The sequence below is a fragment of the Micrococcus sp. Mcc89 genome (assembly GCF_024519795.1).
In the GTDB taxonomy this organism is placed as follows: domain Bacteria; phylum Actinomycetota; class Actinomycetes; order Actinomycetales; family Micrococcaceae; genus Micrococcus; species Micrococcus luteus.
Map to the genome: position 1 here is coordinate 1 of NZ_JALJRI010000060.1, position 19,290 is coordinate 19,290.

Consider the following 19,290-nt stretch of genomic DNA (forward strand, 5'->3'; position numbering starts at 1 on the left):
CGTCTCATCTCAGCCCGGCCCTCGTGCCAAGAACCTCATGACCCACAACAGCTAGGCTGGCGCACGTGATCGACGTCAAGGACCTCATCGAGCAGCCCGAGAAGTACCGCGTCTCCCAGGAGGCGCGCGGGGAGGACGCGTCCCTCGTGGACCGCGTGGTCGAGGCGGACGCGGCCCGCCGCTCGTCCATCGCGGGCTTCGAGCAGCTGCGCGCGGAGCAGAAGGCCTTCGGCAAGCGCGTCGCCCAGGCGAAGGGCGAGGAGAAGCAGGCCCTGCTGGCCGAGGTGAAGGACCTGGCCGCGCGCGTGAAGGAGGCCGAGTCGGCCGCCGGCGCGGCCGAGGCCCGCCTCGCGGAGCTGCAGCGCGCCTTCCCGAACCTGATCGTCGACGGCGTCCCGGCCGGCGGCGAGGACGACTTCGTGGTCCTCAAGGAGGTCGGCACCCCGCGCGACTTCGCCGCCGAGGGCTTCGAGCCGCGCGACCACCTCGAGCTCGGCGAGCTGCTCGGGGCGATCGACATGGAGCGCGGCGCGAAGGTGTCCGGCGCCCGGTTCAGCTTCCTCAAGGGCGTGGGCGCGCGTCTCGAGCTCGCCCTGATGCAGCTGGGCCTGGACCTGGCCCTGGAGAACGGCTTCGTGCCGGTCATCCCGCCCACCCTGGTGCGCCCGGAGACCATGCAGGGCACCGGTTTCGACGTCGAGCACGACGACGAGATCTACCGTCTGGAGCGCGACGACCTGTATCTCGTGGGCACCTCCGAGGTGGCCCTGGCCGGCTACCACGCGGACGAGATCATGGACGTGAGCGCCCCCGTCCGGTACGCGGGCTGGTCCACGTGCTACCGGCGTGAGGCGGGCTCGGCGGGCAAGGACACCCGCGGCATCATCCGCGTGCACCAGTTCAACAAGCTGGAGATGTTCATCTACGCCGCACAGGAGGACGCGGAGGCGGAGCACGAGCGCCTGCTGGCGTGGGAGGAGCGGATGCTGGGCGCCATCGAGGTGCCGTACCGCGTGATCGACATCGCCGCCGGCGACCTCGGCCTCTCCGCCGCCCGCAAGTTCGACTGCGAGGCCTGGGTCCCCACGCAGGGCACCTATCGCGAGCTGACGTCCACCTCGAACTGCACCACGTTCCAGGCCCGCCGTCTCAACATCCGCGAGCGGGTCCGCACGGAGGACGGTTCCAAGGGCGGCACCCGCATGGTGGCCACGCTCAACGGCACCCTGGCCACCACCCGCTGGATCGTGGCGATCCTGGAGAACCACCAGAACGCGGACGGCTCGGTCACCGTGCCCGCCGCGCTGCGTCCCTACCTCGGCGGGATGGAGCGCTTCGAGCTGGTCTGAACGGACGACGTCGTCCCCCGCGGCGCCGGTCGCCTCGCCTGCCCGCCCCGCGGCGCCCCTGCGGCGCCCCTGCGGTTCACCCGCGCGTCGCCGTCGTGTCCGGGCCGTGTGGTTGGGTGGAGGTCATGACGAAGAAGCTCGTGTGCCTGGACGTGGACGGAACGATCGTGGACCATGACGGCCATCTGCATGAGCCCGTGCGCGCGGCCGTGCGGGCCGTGCTGGACGCCGGGCACCACGTGGTCATCGCGACGGGCCGCTCCCGCGCGGCCACCCTGCCCGTGGCCCGCTCCCTGGGGATCGGCGCCGGCTTCATGGTGTGCTCCAACGGCGGCGTCACGCTGCGCCTGGACCCCGAGCTGGAGGAGGGCTACGAGGTCACGGACCTGCGCACCTTCGACCCGCGCTCGGTCCTGACCCAGCTGCGCCACCGCCTGCCCAGCGCCAAGTACGCGCTCGAGCTGCCGGACGGCACCTTCCGCTCCACCGAGCGGTTCCAGGACATGTCCTTCGGCGTGGCCGCGGAGGGCGTCACGTTCGAGGAGCTCATGGACACCACGGCCGTGCGCCTCGTGGTGTTCTCCACGGACTCCTCCGCCGAGGAGTTCGGTCGCGCGGTGGAGGGCATCGGCCTGTCCGGCGTGACCTACTCCGTGGGCTGGACGGCGTGGCTCGACGTCGCCGCGGCGGGCGTGACCAAGGCCTCCGGGCTCGAGGCGCTGCGCACCGTGCTGAAGGTGGCCCCCGAGGACACCGTGGCCGTGGGCGACGGCCGCAACGACATCGAGATGCTGCGCTGGGCCGGCCGCGGCGTGGCCATGGGCCAGGCCGTGGAGGAGGTCGTGGCCGCCGCGGACGAGGTCACCGGGCACGTGGACGAGCACGGGCTCGCCACGGTGCTGCGCTCGCTCCTCGAGGAGCCGGCCGCGGCCTGAGCGGCGCGACCGGCCCGGGCCGCCGGGTCAGCCCCCCGCCAGCGTGAGCAGCCGCGCGGCGGCGGGGCGGCAGGCGTGCTCCTCGTTCCAGTAGGAGCGCTGCACCGCCTGCGAGACGGCCTGCGCCGTGATCCCGAGCGCGGCGGCCGCCGGCTTCTGCTGGCCGCGCACCCCGGGCACCAGCAGGTCCAGCACCGCCCACTCGGCGTCGGTCCGGGACCACACGAGCTGCCCGACGAGTCGCAGCACGGCCTCGGCCTCGGCGGCCGCCTCCTCGTCCCGGCCGCGCACGGCCAACGGGATCCGCGCGGTGGACACGGCCGCCGCCTCCACGGCCCGCCGCGCCGCCGCGAGACCGGGCCCGCCGGCGTCGTGCAGGTCGCCGGAGGCGGGCGCGCCCGCCGCACCGTCCGCGTGCGTCACCGTCCCGACGCCGACCCCCACGTTCCAGCGGCGCTGCCGCAGGGCGCGCAGCGCCACGTCCACGGCGACGCGCGGGTCCTCGACGGCGCCGATCAGCTCGTCGCCCACGGCGCGCTGGAACGGGAGCGCGACGGCGTCGCCCAGCCCCGGCACGTCCTGGAGGGCGCGCAGGAACGTGTCCACGCGGTCGCCGGCGTCGAGGGTGTCCCGCTGGTTGATGGTGAGCACGAACATGGTCGTCGATTCTGCCAGCCCGCAGACGACGCCGGCCGCCCACCCCGAGGGGTGAGCGGCCGGCGTCGCGCGCGTGGGCGGTGCGGGGATCAGCGGCCCTGGGGCTCGTCCGTCGCCTCGCCCTCCTCGGTGGCCGGCTGCGCCTCCTCGGTGTCCACCGCGCGGCCCTGGGGCTCGTCGGTCGGGGACTCCTCGCCCTCGGCGTTGAAGCGCTGGATGGAGGCCTCGAGCTCGGCCTCGGCCGCCGCGCGGCCCTCCCAGCCCTCGGCCTTGACCCACTTGCCCGGCTCCAGGTCCTTGTAGCGGGTGAAGAAGTGCTCGATCTCCTGCTTGAGCGACTCCTCCACGTGCTCGAGCTCGGTGATGTGGTCGTAGCGCTTGTCCGCCGGGACGCACAGCAGCTTGGCGTCGCCGCCGCCGTCGTCGGTCATGTTGAACACGCCGATCGGGCGGGCCTCGACGACGCAGCCCGGCACCAGGTCGAAGCCCGGCAGGTACACGAGGGCGTCCAGCGGGTCGCCGTCCTCGCCGAGGGTGTTCTCGAAGTAGCCGTAGTGCGTGGGGTACTGCATGGAGGTGAAGAGCACACGGTCCAGGCGCAGGCGGCCGGTCTCGTGGTCGAACTCGTACTTCACGCGGGAGCCCGCGGGGATCTCGATGGTGACGTCGTGCGCCATGACTCTCCTTCGCACAGAGGGTGGGGTGTCCGGGCGGCGCGGCGCCGACCGGCGGTGCTGCCGTCAGCCTACCGGGGGCGTCCGTCATGATGGACGCATGGGACAGGTGGACACGGGGCGCGCTGGGCGTCGGGATCGACGCACGGAACGCCCCCGGAGCCGCTCGCTCCCCGCCGTCCTCCTGGCCGCGCTCGCGGCCGTCCTGGTCGCCTGCGTGCCCGTGACCGCACCGCCGGCCCCGTCGAGCGCGCCCGCCTCGTCGACGACCGCCGCGCCGACGTCGTCGTCCCCGTCCGCCGGCCCCACCGCGGCCGAGGTGGCGGCCGCCGTCGAGCCGGGGCTGGAGACGTCCCCGGGCACGGCCTCCGCCGAGTTCCGCGACCTGGCCACCGGCGAGGTGCTGTACGCGCGGGACGCGGACGAGCCCGTGGCCCCCGCGTCCTCGCTCAAGGTGCTCGCCGCCGCGGCCATCGTCTCCGCCCTGGGTCCTGAGACGACCCTGCAGACCACCGTGGTGGCCCAGCCCACCGCGGACGGCGCGGCCACCGAGCTGGTGCTCGTGGGCGGCGGCGACGTGCTGCTGGGCACGGGCGCCTCGGACTCGAAGGCCGTCTCCGGACGCGCGGGCCTGCGCACCCTCGCGGAGCGGACCGTGGCCGGGCTGGTCGAGGACGGCGTCACCGGGCAGGTGGTGGTCAGCACGGACCTGCGGCTCTTCGCGGACCGCACGGCCCTGAACCCGCGCTGGACGTCGGACATCCCGGAGAGCGGCAACATCGCGCCGGTGCAGCCGTTGGCCACCTACGGCGGCCGTGAGGCCCCTGGCACCGGGGAGGACCGCATCGAGGACCCGGCGCAGTTCGCCGCGCTCACCTTCCAGGCCGCGCTCGACGACGCGGTGGCCGCCTCCGGCGCCGACCTCGAGGTGGGTCTGCGGGACACGTTCCCGGCCACCGAGGTGCCGCGCGCCACGGTCCTCGCCGCCGCCCCCGTCGCGGCCGTGGAGTCCGCACCCGTGGGCCAGCAGGTCGCGTACCTGCTGGCCCACTCGGAGAACCAGGTGGTCGAGGCCCTGGCCCACACGGCCGCGCCCGCCACGGACCTGCCGGCCACCCACGAGGGCGCCACGCAGCTGCTGACGGCCACCGCCGAGGACCTCGGCGTGGACACCGCCGGGATGGCGCTCGTGGACTCCTCGGGCCTGTCCCCGGACAACCGCGTCAGCGCGGGCCAGCTGGCCGGCGTCGTGGCCGGGGTGGCCCGCACGCCCGCCCTGGGCACCGTGCTGGAGGGCCTGCCGCGGCCCGGCGAGGACTCCACCCTCGGCGACCGGTTCCCGGATGCCCCTGCGCGGCAGGCCGTGGCCGCGAAGACCGGCACGCTCGACCAGACGGTCTCCCTCACCGGCACCGTCACCACGACGTCCGGGCGGGTCCTCGCGTTCAGCATCATCTGCTCGGATCTGCAGTGGAAGCTGGAGCCCGCGCGCGCGGCGGTCGACGAGGCCGTCAGCGCCGTCGCCGGGCTCTGATCCGAGGTCCGGGGCCTGTGATCTGATGGAGCCATGAGCGACGACCACGCGACCGACCGCCCCCGCGCCGCGGACGCCGAGCCGGGCGCCCCCGCCGAGCCGGGCCCCGCCGTCGCCCACCCGGTGGACTGGGCTTTCGCAGCACGGACCGCACGGTCCCTCGCCGCCGCCGGCCCCCGGTTCACGCCGCGGGAGGCGACCCGTGAGGCGGAGGGCCTGCGCGCCGCCGCGGAGGCGGCCGTGCCGCACGTCCACCGCCTGACCGGGCTCGAGGCGGCACGGGACCTGCGCGACTCGCAGGTGCTCGTGGTGGACCGCCCCACCTGGTCGCGCGCCGCCACCCAGTCCTCCGCCACGCTGCTGGACCCCACGTTCGCGCATCTGCGGGACACCCGGCCCCGCGAGCACGCCGCCGCCACCACCCGCGTCACCCGGCACGCCACCGCCCTGGAGATGGGCGGGATCCTCGCCTGGATGTCCGGGAGGATCCTCGGCCAGTACGACCCGTTCATCGCGCTGCCCGGCCCCGGGGGGACGGCGGGCGGCCCCGCCGGCGGACGCCTGCTGCTCGTGGCCCCGAACGTGGCGCAGGTGCGCGCGGAGATCAACGTGGACCCGGCGGACTTCCGTCTCTGGGTGTGCCTGCACGAGCAGACCCACCGTGTGCAGTTCGCGGCCGCGCCCTGGCTGCGCGAGCACCTGCGGACCGAGATCACGGCGCTCACCGTCGGCCTGTTCGACAAGGCCGAGTCCCTGCCCGAGCGCCTGCGCTCCGCGCTCGCGGCGGCGAACCCGCTGGGTCGGGAGGCCGACGCCGGCCGGACCGGGACGCGGGACGGACACGACGCGCAGGACGCGGCCCCGGCCCGCCCCGCGCCGGGCCTGCTCGGTGCGATCCAGGACGAGGAGGACCGGGAGCGCCTGTCCCGGCTGACGGCCGTGATGTCCCTGCTCGAGGGGCACGCGAACGTGGTGATGGACGGTGTCGACTCCTCCGTCGTGTCCTCCGTCAAGACCATCCGCCGCCGCTTCGACGAGCGCGGCGACCGCCGCTCGCCCCTGGACCGCATGCTCCGCCGTCTGCTGGGCATGGACGCCAAGATGGCCCAGTACCGCGACGGCCAGAGGTTCGTGGCCGCCGCCGTGGCCGAGCTCGGCATGGCCGGGTTCAACGTGGTCTGGGACGCCCCCGAGCTGCTGCCGAGCGAGGCCGAGCTCCACGCCCCCGAGACGTGGGGGGCGCGCATCCGTGCCCAGGCCTGAGGCGCGGGACCCGGGGCCGACGCCGGTGGGCGGGGCCGGCGGCGTGCCCGCGGTCGGCGCGTGGCCGCCGCGCACCCGCTGGCCCGAGCCCCTGCACCGGGCCGTCGCGGCGGTGCGGGAGGCCCTGGCGGGCGACGGGACCCGTCGCGCGGATGCCGTGCCGGGCCGGGCGGGGGGTCGCCCCCGCGGCCTCGTCGCCCTCTCCGGCGGCGCCGACTCCCTCGCGCTCGCCGTGGCCTGCGCCGTCCTCGTGGGCACCCGGGAGGGTGCGCGGCTCGGCCCGATCGGCGCGGCCGTGGTGGACCACGGGCTGCAGTCGGGCAGCGACGCGGTGGCGGCGGCCGCCGCCGACGTCGCCCGCATCCTCGGTCTGACCCCGGTCACCGTCACGCGGGTCGAGGTGGCCCGCACCGGCGACGGCCCCGAGGCCGACGCCCGGCGTGCCCGCCGGGTGGCCCTCGCCGCCGCCGCCCGGGAGGCGGGGCAGGGGGGCGCCGCCCCGGGGGCGGGCACCGCCGTCGTCCTCACCGCCCACACCGCCGACGATCAGGCCGAACAGGTCCTCCTCGGGCTCGCCCGCGGGTCCGGCACGCGGTCCCTCGCGGGGATCCCGGCGCGCGGGACGCTGCCGGGCGGGGCCGCCGTCGCCCGCCCGCTGCTGGGCCTGACCCGCGCGGACACCGAGACGATCTGCCGCTGGGCCGGGCTGACCTGGTTCGAGGACCCGCACAACCGCGATCCCGCGCTGCTGCGTTCGCGGGTCCGCACCCGCGTGCTGCCCGCGCTCGAGGACCCCGACGCCGGCCTCGGCCCCGGCGTGCGGGCCGGGCTGGTGCGCACCGCGGCCATCGCGGCCGAGGACGCCGCGGCCCTCGAGGCATGGGCCGGCGCCGAGGTCACCCGGCTGCGCGTCGACCCGCCCGCCCGGGACCCGCGCGTCGTCTCCCTGGATCTGGACGCCCTGGCCGCGCTGCCCGCCGCCGTGCGCCACCGCGTGATCGCGCGCGCCGCCCGCGCCGCGGGAGGGCAGGCCCCGCCCCGCGAACGGATCCTCGCGGTGGACGCCCTCGTGACGGGCGCCCGCGCGGGGGGCACGTCGGCCGGTCCGGTGGAGCTGCCCGGCGGGGTGGCCGCGCATCGGGCGTGTGCCAGACTGGACCTCATCCCCTGCCTGCCCGGTCCCTGACTGCGGCCCGGCCCGGCATTCCCGCACGAGCACTCACCAGGAGCGGCGCATGGACGCACAGGATGTCCAGAACGATCTCACCCACGTCCTCATGTCCCGCGAGGACGTGCAGGACACGATCACGGACCTGGCCCGCCAGATCGACCGCGACTACGCGGACAAGGACCTGCTCATCGTCGCCGTGCTCAAGGGCGCCGTGATGGTGGTCGCCGACCTCACCCGCGCCCTGCACTCCCACGTGGAGCTGGACTTCATGGCGGTCTCCTCCTACGGCTCCGGCACCAAGTCCTCCGGCGTGGTGCGCATCCTCAAGGACCTCGACGCGGACCTCACGGGCCGGCACGTCCTGATCGTCGAGGACATCATCGACTCCGGCCTGACCCTGTCCTGGCTCAAGGCCAACCTGGAGTCCCGCGGCCCGGCCTCGGTCGAGATCTGCACCCTGCTGCGCAAGCCGGAGGCCATGAAGGTGGACATCGACGTGAAGTACGTCGGGCGGGACATCCCCAACGAGTTCGTGGTGGGCTACGGCCTGGACTACGCGGAGAAGTACCGCAACCTGGACTTCGTGGGCACCCTCGCCCCGCACGTCTACAGCTGACCGGGGGCCCGGCCCGGCGTGGCCAGGTCAGGTGTGACCGACCTGTCACGTGTGGTGTCGCTCTGACGCCGGATCTCCGCCCTATTCCGACTCCTTGCGTGACAGGTCGCCGGCGTCCCCGAGGTGACGGCGCACCTCCACGATCACGCGCGTGAATCCGCGGCGAGCGTCGGAGGAGGACACGGTGATGTTCCGGTAGCCCCGTCGCTCGAAGGCCGCGTTGCGCTGCACGTCGCGGTCGATCTGGCGATCCGCGCCGTGGTGGCCGCCGTCGTAGTGCAGGGCCACTCTCGCCTGCCGATAGCCCAGGTCCGCCGTCGCGGGGTGGTGCAGGGAGAACTCCGGGTCCCAGACCTCGAGCTGCAGTGCGGGCTCGGGGAGCCCGGCGGCCCTCAGCGCGAGCCGCAGCCGCGTCTCCTTCGGCGAGTGCGCCCCCACCCGGACCAGTGTGGCGGTGGTGCGGAGCCGTCGTCGTCGGTTGTGCGCGGACGGGCTCGCTTCGGCCGCCTGGGCCAGGGCCGCCCGGGTCCGCTCGGCGGCGTCCGGGCCGCCGGACAGCTGCGCCCGGCGGACGAGATGGTCGCCGAGGATGACGAGCTCGTCGTCGTCGAGCAGGGCCGAGAGGTCGACCCAGAGACGGGGCGGGGCGGTGACGTACCAGGCCAGGCCGCCGATCCGCACGCGCTCCACGTCCGCGGGCGGGAGCGCTGTTCGGTGGGAGGTGACGCCGGGGAGGGAGAGCTGGCCACGGTCTCGCGGGCGGCTCACGTGGACGTCGTCCCCCGCGTCCAGTCGCTCCGGCAGCCAGATCTCCCGGGCGCGGGCCGCGGTCTGGTGCGACACCACCGTGGTGGCGCGGTGCCGGGCGAGTCGCAGCAGCAGCTCGTGTTGGGTGGCCGAGAGCGGGGTGCTCCACCGGTAGGGGGAGGAGCCGGCCACGGGGCGCTCGACGGCGGCCGGGGCGGCCTCACGCCGGCGGTAGAGGCCCCGGGCGAGGCGTTCGACGTCGGAGCGACGCAGCCGGTTGCGGTCGATGCCGGCGGCCCTCGCCTGCGCGGCGGTGAAGGGACCGTCAGGCAAGGCCGCGGGAAGCGGGGCGGGGCGACGCATGGTGCCAGCCTGGCGTGGTGGGGCGGGCGGCGTCCTGGGCCGCCGTCGGCCTGGGGAGGGATGCGGGTGCACGGGGGCCTGTGCAGGCGGGGACGCAGGGCGCGGCCGCAGCGCCGGCTGACCGCCCGCGCCCTGTCCACCTGACGCGAACAGTCAGCGGACACCCGGGCCGGGCCGGTACCGTGGGGGCTTGACCCGGGCGCGACGTCGGCCCTGCGCCGTCCCCGGCCGCACGGCGGCCGCCCCGGGCAGCCCGGCCCCCGCGGCAGACCAGGAGACACTCGGACCGTGAAGAAGCTGTTCAACAAGCCCTACGTCTGGATCCTGCTGGGCCTGCTGGTCCTCGCCGTCGCGATCCCGCTGACCACGTCGCAGAGCGGCCGCACCATGGTGGACACCAACGTGGGCATGGCCCTGCTGAAGGACGACAAGGCCGCGCAGGCCCGCGTGGTGGACGGGGACCAGCGCGTGGACCTCACCCTGCGTGAGCCCTACAAGCAGGACGACCGGGACCTCGGCAAGGAGGTCTACTTCTACTTCGCCAGCGCGCGCGCCACGGACGTGGTCACCGCGGTGGACGACTCGGCCCTGGACGGCTACACGGACGAGCCGGTGCGGAGCAACTGGTTCCTCTCGCTGCTCGGCTTCATGGTCCCGTTCCTGCTCATCGCACTGCTGTTCTGGTTCCTGATGTCCCGCATGCAGGGCGGCGGCGGCAAGGTCATGCAGTTCGGGAAGTCCCGCGCCAAGCTGATCAACAAGGACAACCCGGACGTGCTGTTCAAGGATGTCGCGGGCGCGGACGAGGCCGTGGAGGAGCTCCAGGAGATCAAGGAGTTCCTCACCGTGCCGGACCGCTTCCGCGCCGTGGGCGCCAAGATCCCCAAGGGCGTGCTGCTCTACGGCCCGCCCGGCACGGGCAAGACCCTCCTGGCCAAGGCCGTGGCAGGTGAGGCCGGCGTGCCGTTCTACTCGATCTCCGGCTCGGACTTCGTGGAGATGTTCGTGGGCGTCGGCGCCTCGCGCGTGCGCGACCTCTTCGAGCAGGCCAAGTCCAACGCCCCCGCCATCATCTTCGTGGACGAGATCGACGCCGTCGGCCGGCACCGCGGCGCAGGCATCGGCGGCGGCAACGACGAGCGCGAGCAGACCCTGAACCAGATGCTCGTGGAGATGGACGGCTTCGACGCCTCCACGAACGTCATCATGATCGCCGCGACCAACCGCCCGGACGTCCTGGACCCGGCGCTGCTGCGCCCGGGCCGCTTCGACCGCCAGATCCCCGTGGACGCCCCGGACCTCGAGGGCCGCGCCAAGATCCTCGAGGTGCACGCGCAGGGCAAGCCGATCGCCCTGGACGTGGACCTGCGCTCCCTGGCCAAGCGCACCCCCGGCTACACGGGTGCGGACCTGGCCAACGTGATCAACGAGGCCGCGCTGCTCACGGCGCGCTCGAACAACAACGTGATCGACAACCACGCCCTGGACGAGGCCGTGGACCGCGTGATGGCCGGCCCGCAGAAGCGCACCCGCCTGATGAACGAGCACGAGCGCAAGGTCACCGCCTACCACGAGGGCGGCCACGCGCTCGTCGCGGCCGGGCTGCGCAACTCCGCCCCGGTCACCAAGATCACGATCCTGCCCCGCGGCCGCGCCCTGGGCTACACGATGGTGGTCCCGGAGGACGACAAGTACTCCGTCACCCGCAACGAGCTCCTGGACCAGCTCGCGTACGCGATGGGCGGGCGCGTGGCGGAGGAGATCGTGTTCAAGGACCCGTCCACGGGCGCCGCGAACGACATCCAGAAGGCCACGGACACGGCCCGCAAGATGGTCACCGAGTACGGCATGTCCGCCAAGGTGGGCGCGGTCAAGCTCGGCGGCGGCAGCTCCGAGCCCTTCGTGGGCGGCGCCGCCGGCGGCTCCTCCCGTGAGTACTCCGAGGAGCTCGCGTACCTGGTGGACGCCGAGGTCCGCACCCTGCTGGACCAGGCCCACGCCGAGGCCCACTGGGTGCTCACGGAGAACCGGGACGTCCTGGACCGGCTGGCCTACGAGCTGCTCGAGAAGGAGACGCTGACCCAGGAGGCCATCGCCGCCATCTTCGCGGACGTGCGCAAGCGGCCCGAGCGCGGCGTGTGGCTGGCCTCGGACGACCGGCTCCCGCAGGACATCCCGCCCGTCCTCTCCCCCTCCGAGCGCCGCTCGCGCCACGACGGCGGGGAGCAGACCCCCGTCGGCGTCGAGGGCACCACGGTGCCGGTGCGTCCGGAGGGTGCGCCGCCGTCGTCGCTGGGCGGGGACGCGGCCGGCCCCGGCCTGCCGCCGCACGGCGGTCCGAGCAACACGCCGGGCCCCGGCGAGGGACCGACCTTTTGACCGCGCAGGAGACCCGCATGACAGCCCACACCCCCGACGACGCCGTCCCCGGCACGTTCGACCCGGACTCGACCGCGGTGGACCGGCCGCGCATCGAGGCGGCGGTGCGGGAGATCCTGCTGGCGATCGGTGAGGACCCGGACCGCGAGGGCCTGGCGGACACCCCGGCGCGGGTGGCCAAGGCGTACGCGGAGTTCTTCGCGGGCCTGCACCAGAGCCCGGACCAGGTGCTCGGCACCACGTTCGACATCGCGCACGAGGAGCTCGTGCTGGTGAAGGACATCCCGTTCTACTCGACCTGCGAGCACCACCTGGTGCCGTTCCACGGCACCGCGCACATCGGCTACATACCCTCCGCCGAGGGCCGCGTGACGGGGCTGTCCAAGCTGGCCCGTCTCGTGGAGCTGTACGCGCGGCGTCCGCAGGTGCAGGAGCGGCTGACCACGCAGGTGGTGGAGGCGCTCATGGAGCACCTGGCCCCGCGCGGGGCGATCGTGGTGGTGGAGGCCGAGCACATGTGCATGTCCATGCGCGGCGTGCGCAAGCCGGGCGCGAAGACCGTCACCTCGGCGGTGCGCGGCCAGCTGCGGGATCCGTCCACGCGCTCGGAGGCGATGAGCCTCATCATGCACGGCTGAGGACCACCGACGGCGGAGGAGGACACGTGGACGAGAGCATCGACGCGGCGGCGCGGGAGGCGAACCGCGCCCTGCTGGGGCGGCTGCCCGCGGACCGGACCCTGGTCATGGGCATCCTCAACGTCACCCCTGACTCGTTCTCGGACGGCGGGGAGCACGCCACCGTCCGCGCGGCCGTCGAGCACGCCCGGCGCATGGTCGCGGACGGCGCGGACATCGTGGACGTGGGCGGGGAGTCCACCCGCCCCGGGGCCCGCGCCGTGCCGCCGGCCGAGGAGCAGGAGCGCATCCTGCCCGTGATCGAGGCGCTGCTGGCCGAGGACGTCGTCCTCTCCGTGGACACGCGCCACACCGCCACCGCCCGGGCCACCCTGGCGCTGGGGCCGGTGATCGTCAACGACGTCTCCGGCCTCGCCCACGAGCCGGAGATGCCGGCGCTGATCGCCGCGTCGGGCGCGCCGTACATCCTCATGCACAACCGCGGGAACCCGCAGACCATGGACGGGCTGGCCGTCTACGAGGACACCGTCCCGGACGTCGTGTGCGAGCTGCGGGACGTGGCCGGCCGCTTCCTCGCCGCGGGCGTCGAGCCCGCGCAGCTGATCGTCGACCCGGGCCTGGGCTTCGCGAAGGCCGGCGAGCAGAACTGGGAGCTGCTGCGCGGCCTCGAGTGGCTCCGCGCCATGGGCCACCCGGTGCTCGTCGCCGCCTCCCGCAAGCGGTTCCTGGGCACCCTGCTGGCGGACGACGACGGCACCCCGGCCCCGCCCGCCGCGCGCGACGCCGCCACCGCGGCCATCTCCGCCCTCGCCGCCGCACACGGCGCGTGGGGCGTGCGCGTGCACGACGTGCGCGCCAGCGCCGACGCCGTCCGCACCGCCGCGGCCTGGGTCGGGGCGCACGCCCCGGGTGAGCCCGTCTCCGAGGACGTGCTGCCGTGAGCGCCCGGGACCGCATCCGCCTGACCGGACTGTCCGCCGTCGGGCACCACGGGGTCTTCGACCACGAGCGCCGGGACGGGCAGCCGTTCGTCACGGACGTCGTCCTCCACCTCGACGCCGGCCCCGCCGCGGCCGGCGACGACCTCGCCCGCACCGCCAACTACGCCGGGGTCGCGGACACGGTGGTCCGCCTGGTCACCGGGGAGCCGGTGGACCTGATCGAGACCCTCGCCGACCGGATCGCCCGCGCCGTCCTCGCCGAGCAGCCCGTGGTGGCCGCCGTCGAGGTCACCGTGCACAAGCCGCAGGCGCCCATCCCGCACGACTTCGCGGACGCCGCCGTCACCGTGCACCGCACCCGGGAGGACCTCGCGTGAGCACCGTCGACTGGACGCACCCGGCCGAGGGCCCCGCGCCCGTCCCCGAGCTGGGCGCCCGCCCGGACGCGCCCGTCGCGGCCGTGCTGGCCCTCGGCGCCAACCTGCGCGAGCCCGCGCAGACGCTCGACGCCGCCGTCGCCGCCCTGTCCGCGCTGCCGCACATCACGGACGTCCGGGCCTCGCCCCGGGCCGTCACCGCGCCCGTGGGCGGGCCGCCGGGGCAGCCCGACTACCTCAACCAGGTGGTCACCCTGCGCACGGACCTCGCGCCGTGGGAGCTGCTCGCGGTGGCGCACCGGCTCGAGCAGGACCACCATCGGCGGCGTGAGGTCCGCTGGGGCGCGCGCACCCTGGACGTGGACGTGATCGCCTACGGGGACGTGCGCAGCGACCACCCGGACCTCACCCTGCCGCACCCCCGCGCGGCCGAGCGGGCCTTCGTGCTGCTGCCGTGGCTGTGGCTCGACGCGGACGCCACGCTCGCCGGCACGCCTGTCGCCGACCTCGCCGCCGTCGCCGCGGACGCCCCCGGGGTGCGCCGTCAGGAGCCCGAGCGGCATCGGCTGCTGGCCGGCTCCGACGACGTCGTCCCGCTCCGTCCGGCACGCCCGGACGCCCTCGGGAGGGAGGCCACGTGATCGCGCTGCGCTCCGGGTGGACCCTGCTCGTGGTGCTGGTGGCCGCCGTGCTCGGCTGGCTGGCCGGGCTCGCCGCGCCGTCCCTGGGCTGGCCGGCGCCCGTGGTGGGCCGCAGCGGCCTGATCACCGTGGCCGCGGTCTCCGTGCTGTGCCTCGCGCTGGGCTGGCGGGTGCGCCGCGACCGGGAGAAGCCCGCCGCCGCGCGGATGGACCCGCTCGCCGCGGCCCGCACCCTCGTGCTCGGCCAGGCCTCCGGCTTCGCGGGAGCGGCCCTCGGCGGCTGGCACGCCGGGGTGGCGGTGCAGGTGCTGCTGCGGGCCGGCGTGGAGGCACCGACCGTGCGGGAGGCCGCCCTGCAGGCCGTCGGCGGTCTCGTCCTGCTGGTGGTGGGGCTGATCGTCGAACGGTGGTGCCGGATCCCGCCTGAGGAGGATGCGCCCGAGGGCGGTCGTGGGCAGGATGGGTCCCCGGGCCGACCGGCCCGTCCCGAGACGGAAGGAGGGTATGCCCGTGCCCGGCATTGACCTGAGCGGCGTGGCCTTCACGCCGGCCTCGCCGCGGCTGACCACGGTGAAGCTCATCGCCACGTCCATCGGCCACCTGATCTGGCTCGCCGGGTTCTCCGTGCCGCTGATCCTCAAGCTCACCGGCCCGTGGGCGGGGATGGCCGCGTGGGTCGCGTGGGGGCTGCCGGCCGTCGTCGTCGTGTCCTGGATCGTGGACCTGATCCTGATCCCGCGGCGCGTGCGCGCGATGGGCTGGGCCGAGCGCGAGGACGACGTCCTGTGGCGCGAGGGCATCCTGTTCCGCAGCGTGCACGCGGTGCCGTACGGCCGCCTGCAGTACGTGGACGTGTCGGACGGTCCGCTGCTGCGCCGGGTCGGGCTGCAGACCCTCACCCTGAAGACCGCCGCCGCGGGCGGGGACGTCACCCTGGAGGGCGTGCCCCGCGAGAGGGCCGAGGAGCTGCGCGAAGTCCTCATGGCGCGCGGCCAGGCGCGGCTGGCGGGCCTGTGAGCGCGGCCGCCCCGCCCCCCGCCGACGACGCCGGCTGGGTCCGCGTCCACCCCGCCTCGCCCTGGGTGCGGGGCTGGACCTTCCTGCTGCTGATCCTGTTCTTCGCGGGCCGCAACGCGGTGGAGGACTTCGCGGCGGGCCGGCTCGGCGGGGAGGACGTCCCGGGCGGCGGAGACGGCAGCCTGCTCGTGGCCGGCGGCATCCTGCTGGGGGTCACCCTGCTGATCAGCCTCGTGTTCTTCTTCTCCTGGTGGTTCACCCGGTTCCGCTGCGGGGAGGACCGGATCGAGCTGCGCCAGGGCTGGCTCTTCCGCAGCCGCCGGCAGATGCGCTACGACCGCATCCAGGCGGTGGACCTGCAGCACCCCCTCGTGGCTCGGCTGCTCGGGCTGGCCACGGTGAAGGTCGAGGCGGCCGACGGCGGCGAGTCCGCGCTCGAGCTGTCCTTCCTGCGCCGCGCCGAGGCCGAAGCGGTGCGCCGGGAGATCCTGGACCGCGCGTCGGGGATGCTCGGGGGAGCCGGGGCGGACGCGTCCGCGCCGGAGCGGGCGGCCGAGCCCGGCCTCCCCGACGCCGACGCCGCGGACGCCGGCGAACTCATGCTGCAGGTGCCCGCGGGGCGGCTCCTCGGCTCCGTCCTGCTCTCCGGAGGCGTGCTGGGGGTGCTGGCCGGGTCCCTGATCTGGCTGGGCGGCCTCGCCCTCGTGGTCGCGCTGCTGCCCGAGGCGGTGCTGGACGAGGGGGAGACCCTGACCGGGATCGGCGCGGCCGCGGCCCTGCCCGCCCTGTTCTCCGTGGCCGGCGTCGCGTGGTCCCGGCTGAACGCCGGCTGGGGTTTCCAGGTGCGCCGCTCCACCGACGGGCTGCGACTGCGGCACGGGCTCACCGAGACCACCCACCAGACCGTCCCGCCGGGGCGGGTGCAGGGGGTGACCGTCTCCCAGCCCCTGTTCTGGCGGCCCTTCGGCTGGTATCGGGTGAACATGGCGGTGGCCGGGTACCTGCAGGAGTCCGACGGCGCCCGGGACGTCGCGCTGCCCGTCGGCCCGTGGGAGGACGTGCTCCGCGTCCTCACGGTCGTGGCCCCGGACCCGGGCCTGGACGGCGATCCGCGCGCCGCGCAGGGGCTGACCCCCGCCGGGCTCATGCACCTCGGCGTGCACGGCACCGGCACGGAGGGCGGCTTCCAGCACGTGCCGCGGCGCGGCAGGTGGTGGTTCAACTGGTTCGCCTGGCGGCGGACCGGCTTCACGACGACGCGGTCCCTGCTGGTGGTGCGCAGCGGCTGGTTGAACCGCCGGCTGCAGACCCTCCAGCACGAGCGCATGCAGGCGGCCGAGCTGGCGCAGGGCCCGGTGCAGCGACGCCTGGGCCTGGCCACGGTGCGCGTGTGGGTCGCGGGGGCGAACGCCGTGGTCCGCGACCTCGACGAGGACGTGGCCGTGGACCTGTACGCCCGGGAGGCCCGGCACGCGGCCGTCTCGCGTCGCCTCGCCGACCGCGACCAGTGGATGCGCCCCGAGGAGCTGGCCCGCTTCGAGCAGCGCACGCGCGAGGTCGCGGCCACCGAGGTGGGCCGCCGCGAACTGGCCCGGGCCGGCGTCGTCGGCGGCGCCGTCGTCGGGGAGGAGAGCGGGGCAGACGTCCCCGCCGTGCGCGGCGAGGAGGAGCGATGACTGGTGGATTCGACCTGAGCCTGGACCCGCACGACCCGGCGCAGCGGCCCGGGCGGCTGGGCGTCGGTGTGGTGAGCGCGGGTCGAGTGGGGGCCGTGCTGGGCTCGGCGCTGCGGGCTGCGGGCCACACGATCACGGGCGTGCACGCCGTCTCCGAGGCCTCGCGGGACCGCGCGGAGATGCTCCTGCCGGGCGTGCCCGTCCTGGAGATCCCCGAGATCCTGCGCCGCTCCGAGATGGTCGTCTTCGCCGTCCCGGACGACGCGCTGGGCGAGCTCGTGGCCGGCCTGGCCGCCGCGGGGCACGTGCAGACCGGCCACCTGCTCGTGCACACCTCTGGCCGCTACGGGGTGGGGGTGATGGAGCCGGTGCGCGCGCACGGGGCGATCCCCCTGGCGATCCACCCGGCCATGACGTTCACGGGGCTGAGCCTCGACGTCGCGCGGCTGCAGGACTGCGTGTTCGGCGTGACCGCGGACCCCGTGGTGCTGCCCGTGGCCCAGGCGCTCGTGGTGGAGATGGGCGGCGAGCCCGTGGTCGTGAAGGAGGCCGACCGGGCGGCCTACCACCTGGCGCTGTCCCACGGGTCGAACCACCTGGTGACGCTGACGGCGCAGGCCCGCCAGATCCTGGAGACGATCGGGGTGGCCGACCCGGTGCGGGTGCTGCGCTCACTGATGACCGCCGCGCTGGAGAACGCGCTCACGGACGGCGACGGCGCCCTCACCGGCCCCGTGGCCCGCGGTGACGTCGACACGCTGCGGACCCACCGTGAGACCCTCGGGGAGCTCGAGGCCGGGGGACTGCCCCCGGACGTGCGGGCCGTGTGGGAGACCCTCGCCCGCGCGACGACCGACCGCGCCGAGACCCGCGGCACCCTGCGCGCGGACACGGCGGCGCGGCTGCGAGAGGTCCTCGACGACTCCGACGACCCCCACGACGACTGACCGACCCCCCGCCGCCCCCGCCCCCCGCTTTCGTTCGGGAAACGGCGGGTCCCGGACCGTTTTCGTTCGGGAAACGGCGGGTCCGGGGCCGCGCCCCGGCCGTCAGAGGCGGCCGTCGCGGATCGCGGCGACGACGCCGTCTGCTGCGTCCTCGATCTGCCGGTACATCTCCTCGAACTGCGGCCGCGGACACCCGTACGGATCGGGGACCTCGCGCACCCCGGCGCTGTCCGCATCCGACGCGAACTCGCCCATCAGGTGGATCCGGTCCCGCTGCTCGTCCGTGGTCGCGAGCCGCCGCGCGTCGGCGAGGTTGGCCTCGTCCATCACCAGGATCAGGTCGGCCTCGTCCACGAGGTCGGCGGACAGCTGCACCCCCACCGTCGGGAACTCGTAGCCCAGTTCGCCGCCGACCTCGCGGGTGAGGTGATGCGGCCGGGCGCCCACGTGCTCGTCGGACGTGCCGGCGGAGGTGACCTCGACGTCGTCGAGACCGGCCTCCGCGAGCTTGCGGTTCAGCACGGCCTCGGCGGCGGGCGAGCGGCAGATGTTCCCCAGGCAGACGGTCATGATGCGCATGGGGCCAGTGTCTCAAGTCCGGTCGGGGGCGGCGGACGACGACGGCCCGCACGCTCGCCTCGTCGCTGGCGGCACGACATCGGGCGCGTCCACGAGTGCTCCCGCTGGGGGATCGCAGGCCTCCGGCGGTGTGTCCCCCCGGTTCCTCGCCGTTTCTCGAACGAAAGCGCTGCGACACGCCGCCGCTTCTCGAACGAAAGCGCGGCCGGCACCGTTTGTTCCGGCGACGGTGGCGCCCGGCGCGCCTGGCAGGATGGAGGCCATGACCGACCAGCCCGAGATGAGCCCCCTGACCGAGCCCGAGCGGGAGTGGGTGCGCGTCCGCCGCGACTTCGCCGCGCAGGAGGGCGTGGACCACCTGGACCTGGACGCGGTCGCCGCCTACTACGACGCCGTGCTGGCCCGCTCGCAGGCCGAAGCCGAGGAGCTGGACCCCGAGGAGCTGGCGGTGCTGCTGGACGTCGTCGCGGTGCTGCTCGGCGAGCACCTGGGCGCGCGCCACGGCATGCAGTGGGTGACGGTCGCGGATGAGGAGGGGCCCGCCCTCGCGCTGCGGGACACCCTCTCGGACGCCGTCGTCTTCCCGCAGCCGGTGGTCGGCCAGAGCTGGAACCATCAGGCCACGGGGGAGTGGATGGGCGAGTACGTCGACTGGCTCGGCGAGCAGCTCCAGCAGATCCGGGCCGACGCCGGCACGCGGCCCGGCGCCTGAGGCGCGGCGGGCACCGGGGCGGCCCGCCGTCAAGGCCGCCACCCCGCCGTCCTCCGTGTTGCCCGGATCACGTG

20 protein-coding genes are annotated in these 19,290 nt (G+C 75.1%); 16 read left to right on the forward strand and 4 right to left on the reverse strand.

Features of this window, described 5'->3' with window-relative positions:
* Positions 1-65 precede the first annotated feature (65 nt).
* Both serS and NR072_RS06720 read left to right on the forward strand, forming a co-directional pair.
* Positions 66-1,349 (forward strand): serine--tRNA ligase, encoded by a 1,284-nt coding sequence (gene serS, locus NR072_RS06715; RefSeq protein WP_036380800.1) that lies wholly within the window; start codon positions 66-68, stop codon positions 1,347-1,349.
* 125 nt (positions 1,350-1,474) lie between these two features.
* The gene (locus NR072_RS06720; RefSeq protein WP_044659867.1) at positions 1,475-2,284 is read left to right on the forward strand and encodes an HAD family hydrolase; all 810 of its coding nucleotides are present in this window, start codon (positions 1,475-1,477) and stop codon (positions 2,282-2,284) included.
* A 27-nt stretch (positions 2,285-2,311) separates the two neighbouring features.
* Here NR072_RS06720 and NR072_RS06725 read toward each other — a convergent pair whose 3' ends face one another.
* Positions 2,312-2,941 (reverse strand): hypothetical protein, encoded by a 630-nt coding sequence (locus tag NR072_RS06725; protein WP_002858258.1) that lies wholly within the window; start codon positions 2,939-2,941, stop codon positions 2,312-2,314.
* Positions 2,942-3,030: 89 nt separating this feature from the next.
* Entirely contained in the window at positions 3,031-3,618 is a 588-nt protein-coding gene (locus NR072_RS06730) for an inorganic diphosphatase (protein ID WP_069941985.1), read from the reverse strand.
* Between the two features lie 220 nt (positions 3,619-3,838).
* Here NR072_RS06730 and dacB point away from each other — a divergent pair, with 220 nt between their 5' ends.
* From dacB to hpt, 4 genes are read left to right on the forward strand one after another with little or no spacing between them, the layout of a single operon-like run.
* Positions 3,839-5,149: a D-alanyl-D-alanine carboxypeptidase/D-alanyl-D-alanine-endopeptidase gene (dacB, locus tag NR072_RS06735; protein ID WP_256836596.1), complete on the forward strand. Its 1,311-nt coding sequence runs from the start codon at positions 3,839-3,841 to the stop codon at positions 5,147-5,149.
* Positions 5,150-5,182: 33 nt separating this feature from the next.
* On the forward strand, positions 5,183-6,412 hold the full coding sequence (locus NR072_RS06740) for a zinc-dependent metalloprotease (protein ID WP_256836597.1): 1,230 nt from the start codon (positions 5,183-5,185) through the stop codon (positions 6,410-6,412).
* Positions 6,399-7,598 carry a tRNA lysidine(34) synthetase TilS gene (gene tilS, locus NR072_RS06745; RefSeq protein WP_256836598.1) on the forward strand — a complete coding sequence of 400 codons (1,200 nt, stop codon included), beginning with the start codon at positions 6,399-6,401 and terminating at the stop codon, positions 7,596-7,598. The genes NR072_RS06740 and tilS overlap by 14 nt, the downstream gene beginning before the upstream one ends.
* A gap of 49 nt (positions 7,599-7,647) precedes the next feature.
* A complete protein-coding gene (gene hpt, locus NR072_RS06750) occupies positions 7,648-8,199 on the forward strand; it encodes a hypoxanthine phosphoribosyltransferase (protein WP_002858265.1) in 552 nt (183 codons plus the stop codon).
* 81 nt (positions 8,200-8,280) lie between these two features.
* Here the strand turns inward: hpt and NR072_RS06755 are convergent, their stop codons facing one another.
* A complete protein-coding gene (locus tag NR072_RS06755; protein ID WP_256836600.1) occupies positions 8,281-9,309 on the reverse strand; it encodes a type IV toxin-antitoxin system AbiEi family antitoxin domain-containing protein in 1,029 nt (342 codons plus the stop codon).
* A gap of 288 nt (positions 9,310-9,597) precedes the next feature.
* Between NR072_RS06755 and ftsH the strand changes: the two genes are divergently transcribed.
* The 9 genes from ftsH to NR072_RS06800 are packed head-to-tail and all read left to right on the forward strand — an operon-like array spanning position 9,598 to position 17,925.
* On the forward strand, positions 9,598-11,688 hold the full coding sequence (gene ftsH, locus NR072_RS06760; protein WP_095353932.1) for an ATP-dependent zinc metalloprotease FtsH: 2,091 nt from the start codon (positions 9,598-9,600) through the stop codon (positions 11,686-11,688).
* Between the two features lie 17 nt (positions 11,689-11,705).
* Positions 11,706-12,326, forward strand: coding sequence for a GTP cyclohydrolase I FolE (folE, locus tag NR072_RS06765; RefSeq protein WP_020625291.1), 621 nt, complete (start codon positions 11,706-11,708; stop codon positions 12,324-12,326).
* Between the two features lie 26 nt (positions 12,327-12,352).
* Complete coding sequence (gene folP, locus NR072_RS06770; protein ID WP_256836601.1) at positions 12,353-13,267, forward strand: dihydropteroate synthase; 915 nt, start codon at positions 12,353-12,355, stop codon at positions 13,265-13,267.
* Positions 13,264-13,644, forward strand: coding sequence for a dihydroneopterin aldolase (gene folB, locus NR072_RS06775; protein WP_256836602.1), 381 nt, complete (start codon positions 13,264-13,266; stop codon positions 13,642-13,644). The genes folP and folB overlap by 4 nt, the downstream gene beginning before the upstream one ends.
* Positions 13,641-14,285 (forward strand): 2-amino-4-hydroxy-6-hydroxymethyldihydropteridine diphosphokinase, encoded by a 645-nt coding sequence (gene folK / locus NR072_RS06780; RefSeq protein ID WP_200969696.1) that lies wholly within the window; start codon positions 13,641-13,643, stop codon positions 14,283-14,285. The genes folB and folK overlap by 4 nt, the downstream gene beginning before the upstream one ends.
* A complete protein-coding gene (locus NR072_RS06785; RefSeq protein WP_036337195.1) occupies positions 14,282-14,809 on the forward strand; it encodes a DUF3180 domain-containing protein in 528 nt (175 codons plus the stop codon). The genes folK and NR072_RS06785 overlap by 4 nt, the downstream gene beginning before the upstream one ends.
* Positions 14,790-15,302, forward strand: a complete 513-nt coding sequence (locus tag NR072_RS06790; protein WP_036380831.1) for a PH domain-containing protein — start codon at positions 14,790-14,792, stop codon at positions 15,300-15,302. The genes NR072_RS06785 and NR072_RS06790 overlap by 20 nt, the downstream gene beginning before the upstream one ends.
* On the forward strand, positions 15,299-16,978 hold the full coding sequence (locus tag NR072_RS06795; RefSeq protein ID WP_256836604.1) for a PH domain-containing protein: 1,680 nt from the start codon (positions 15,299-15,301) through the stop codon (positions 16,976-16,978). Before NR072_RS06790 ends, NR072_RS06795 begins: the two co-directional genes overlap by 4 nt.
* The gene (locus NR072_RS06800) at positions 16,975-17,925 is read left to right on the forward strand and encodes a Rossmann-like and DUF2520 domain-containing protein (RefSeq protein WP_060974356.1); all 951 of its coding nucleotides are present in this window, start codon (positions 16,975-16,977) and stop codon (positions 17,923-17,925) included. The genes NR072_RS06795 and NR072_RS06800 overlap by 4 nt, the downstream gene beginning before the upstream one ends.
* A gap of 102 nt (positions 17,926-18,027) precedes the next feature.
* On the opposite strand, the gene NR072_RS06805 is transcribed toward NR072_RS06800, so the two are convergent.
* On the reverse strand, positions 18,028-18,504 hold the full coding sequence (locus tag NR072_RS06805; protein WP_070708525.1) for a low molecular weight protein-tyrosine-phosphatase: 477 nt from the start codon (positions 18,502-18,504) through the stop codon (positions 18,028-18,030).
* 262 nt (positions 18,505-18,766) lie between these two features.
* On the opposite strand from NR072_RS06805, the gene NR072_RS06810 reads away from it, so the two are divergent.
* Entirely contained in the window at positions 18,767-19,216 is a 450-nt protein-coding gene (locus NR072_RS06810; RefSeq protein WP_020625300.1) for a DUF3806 domain-containing protein, read from the forward strand.
* Positions 19,217-19,290: the final 74 nt, after the last annotated feature.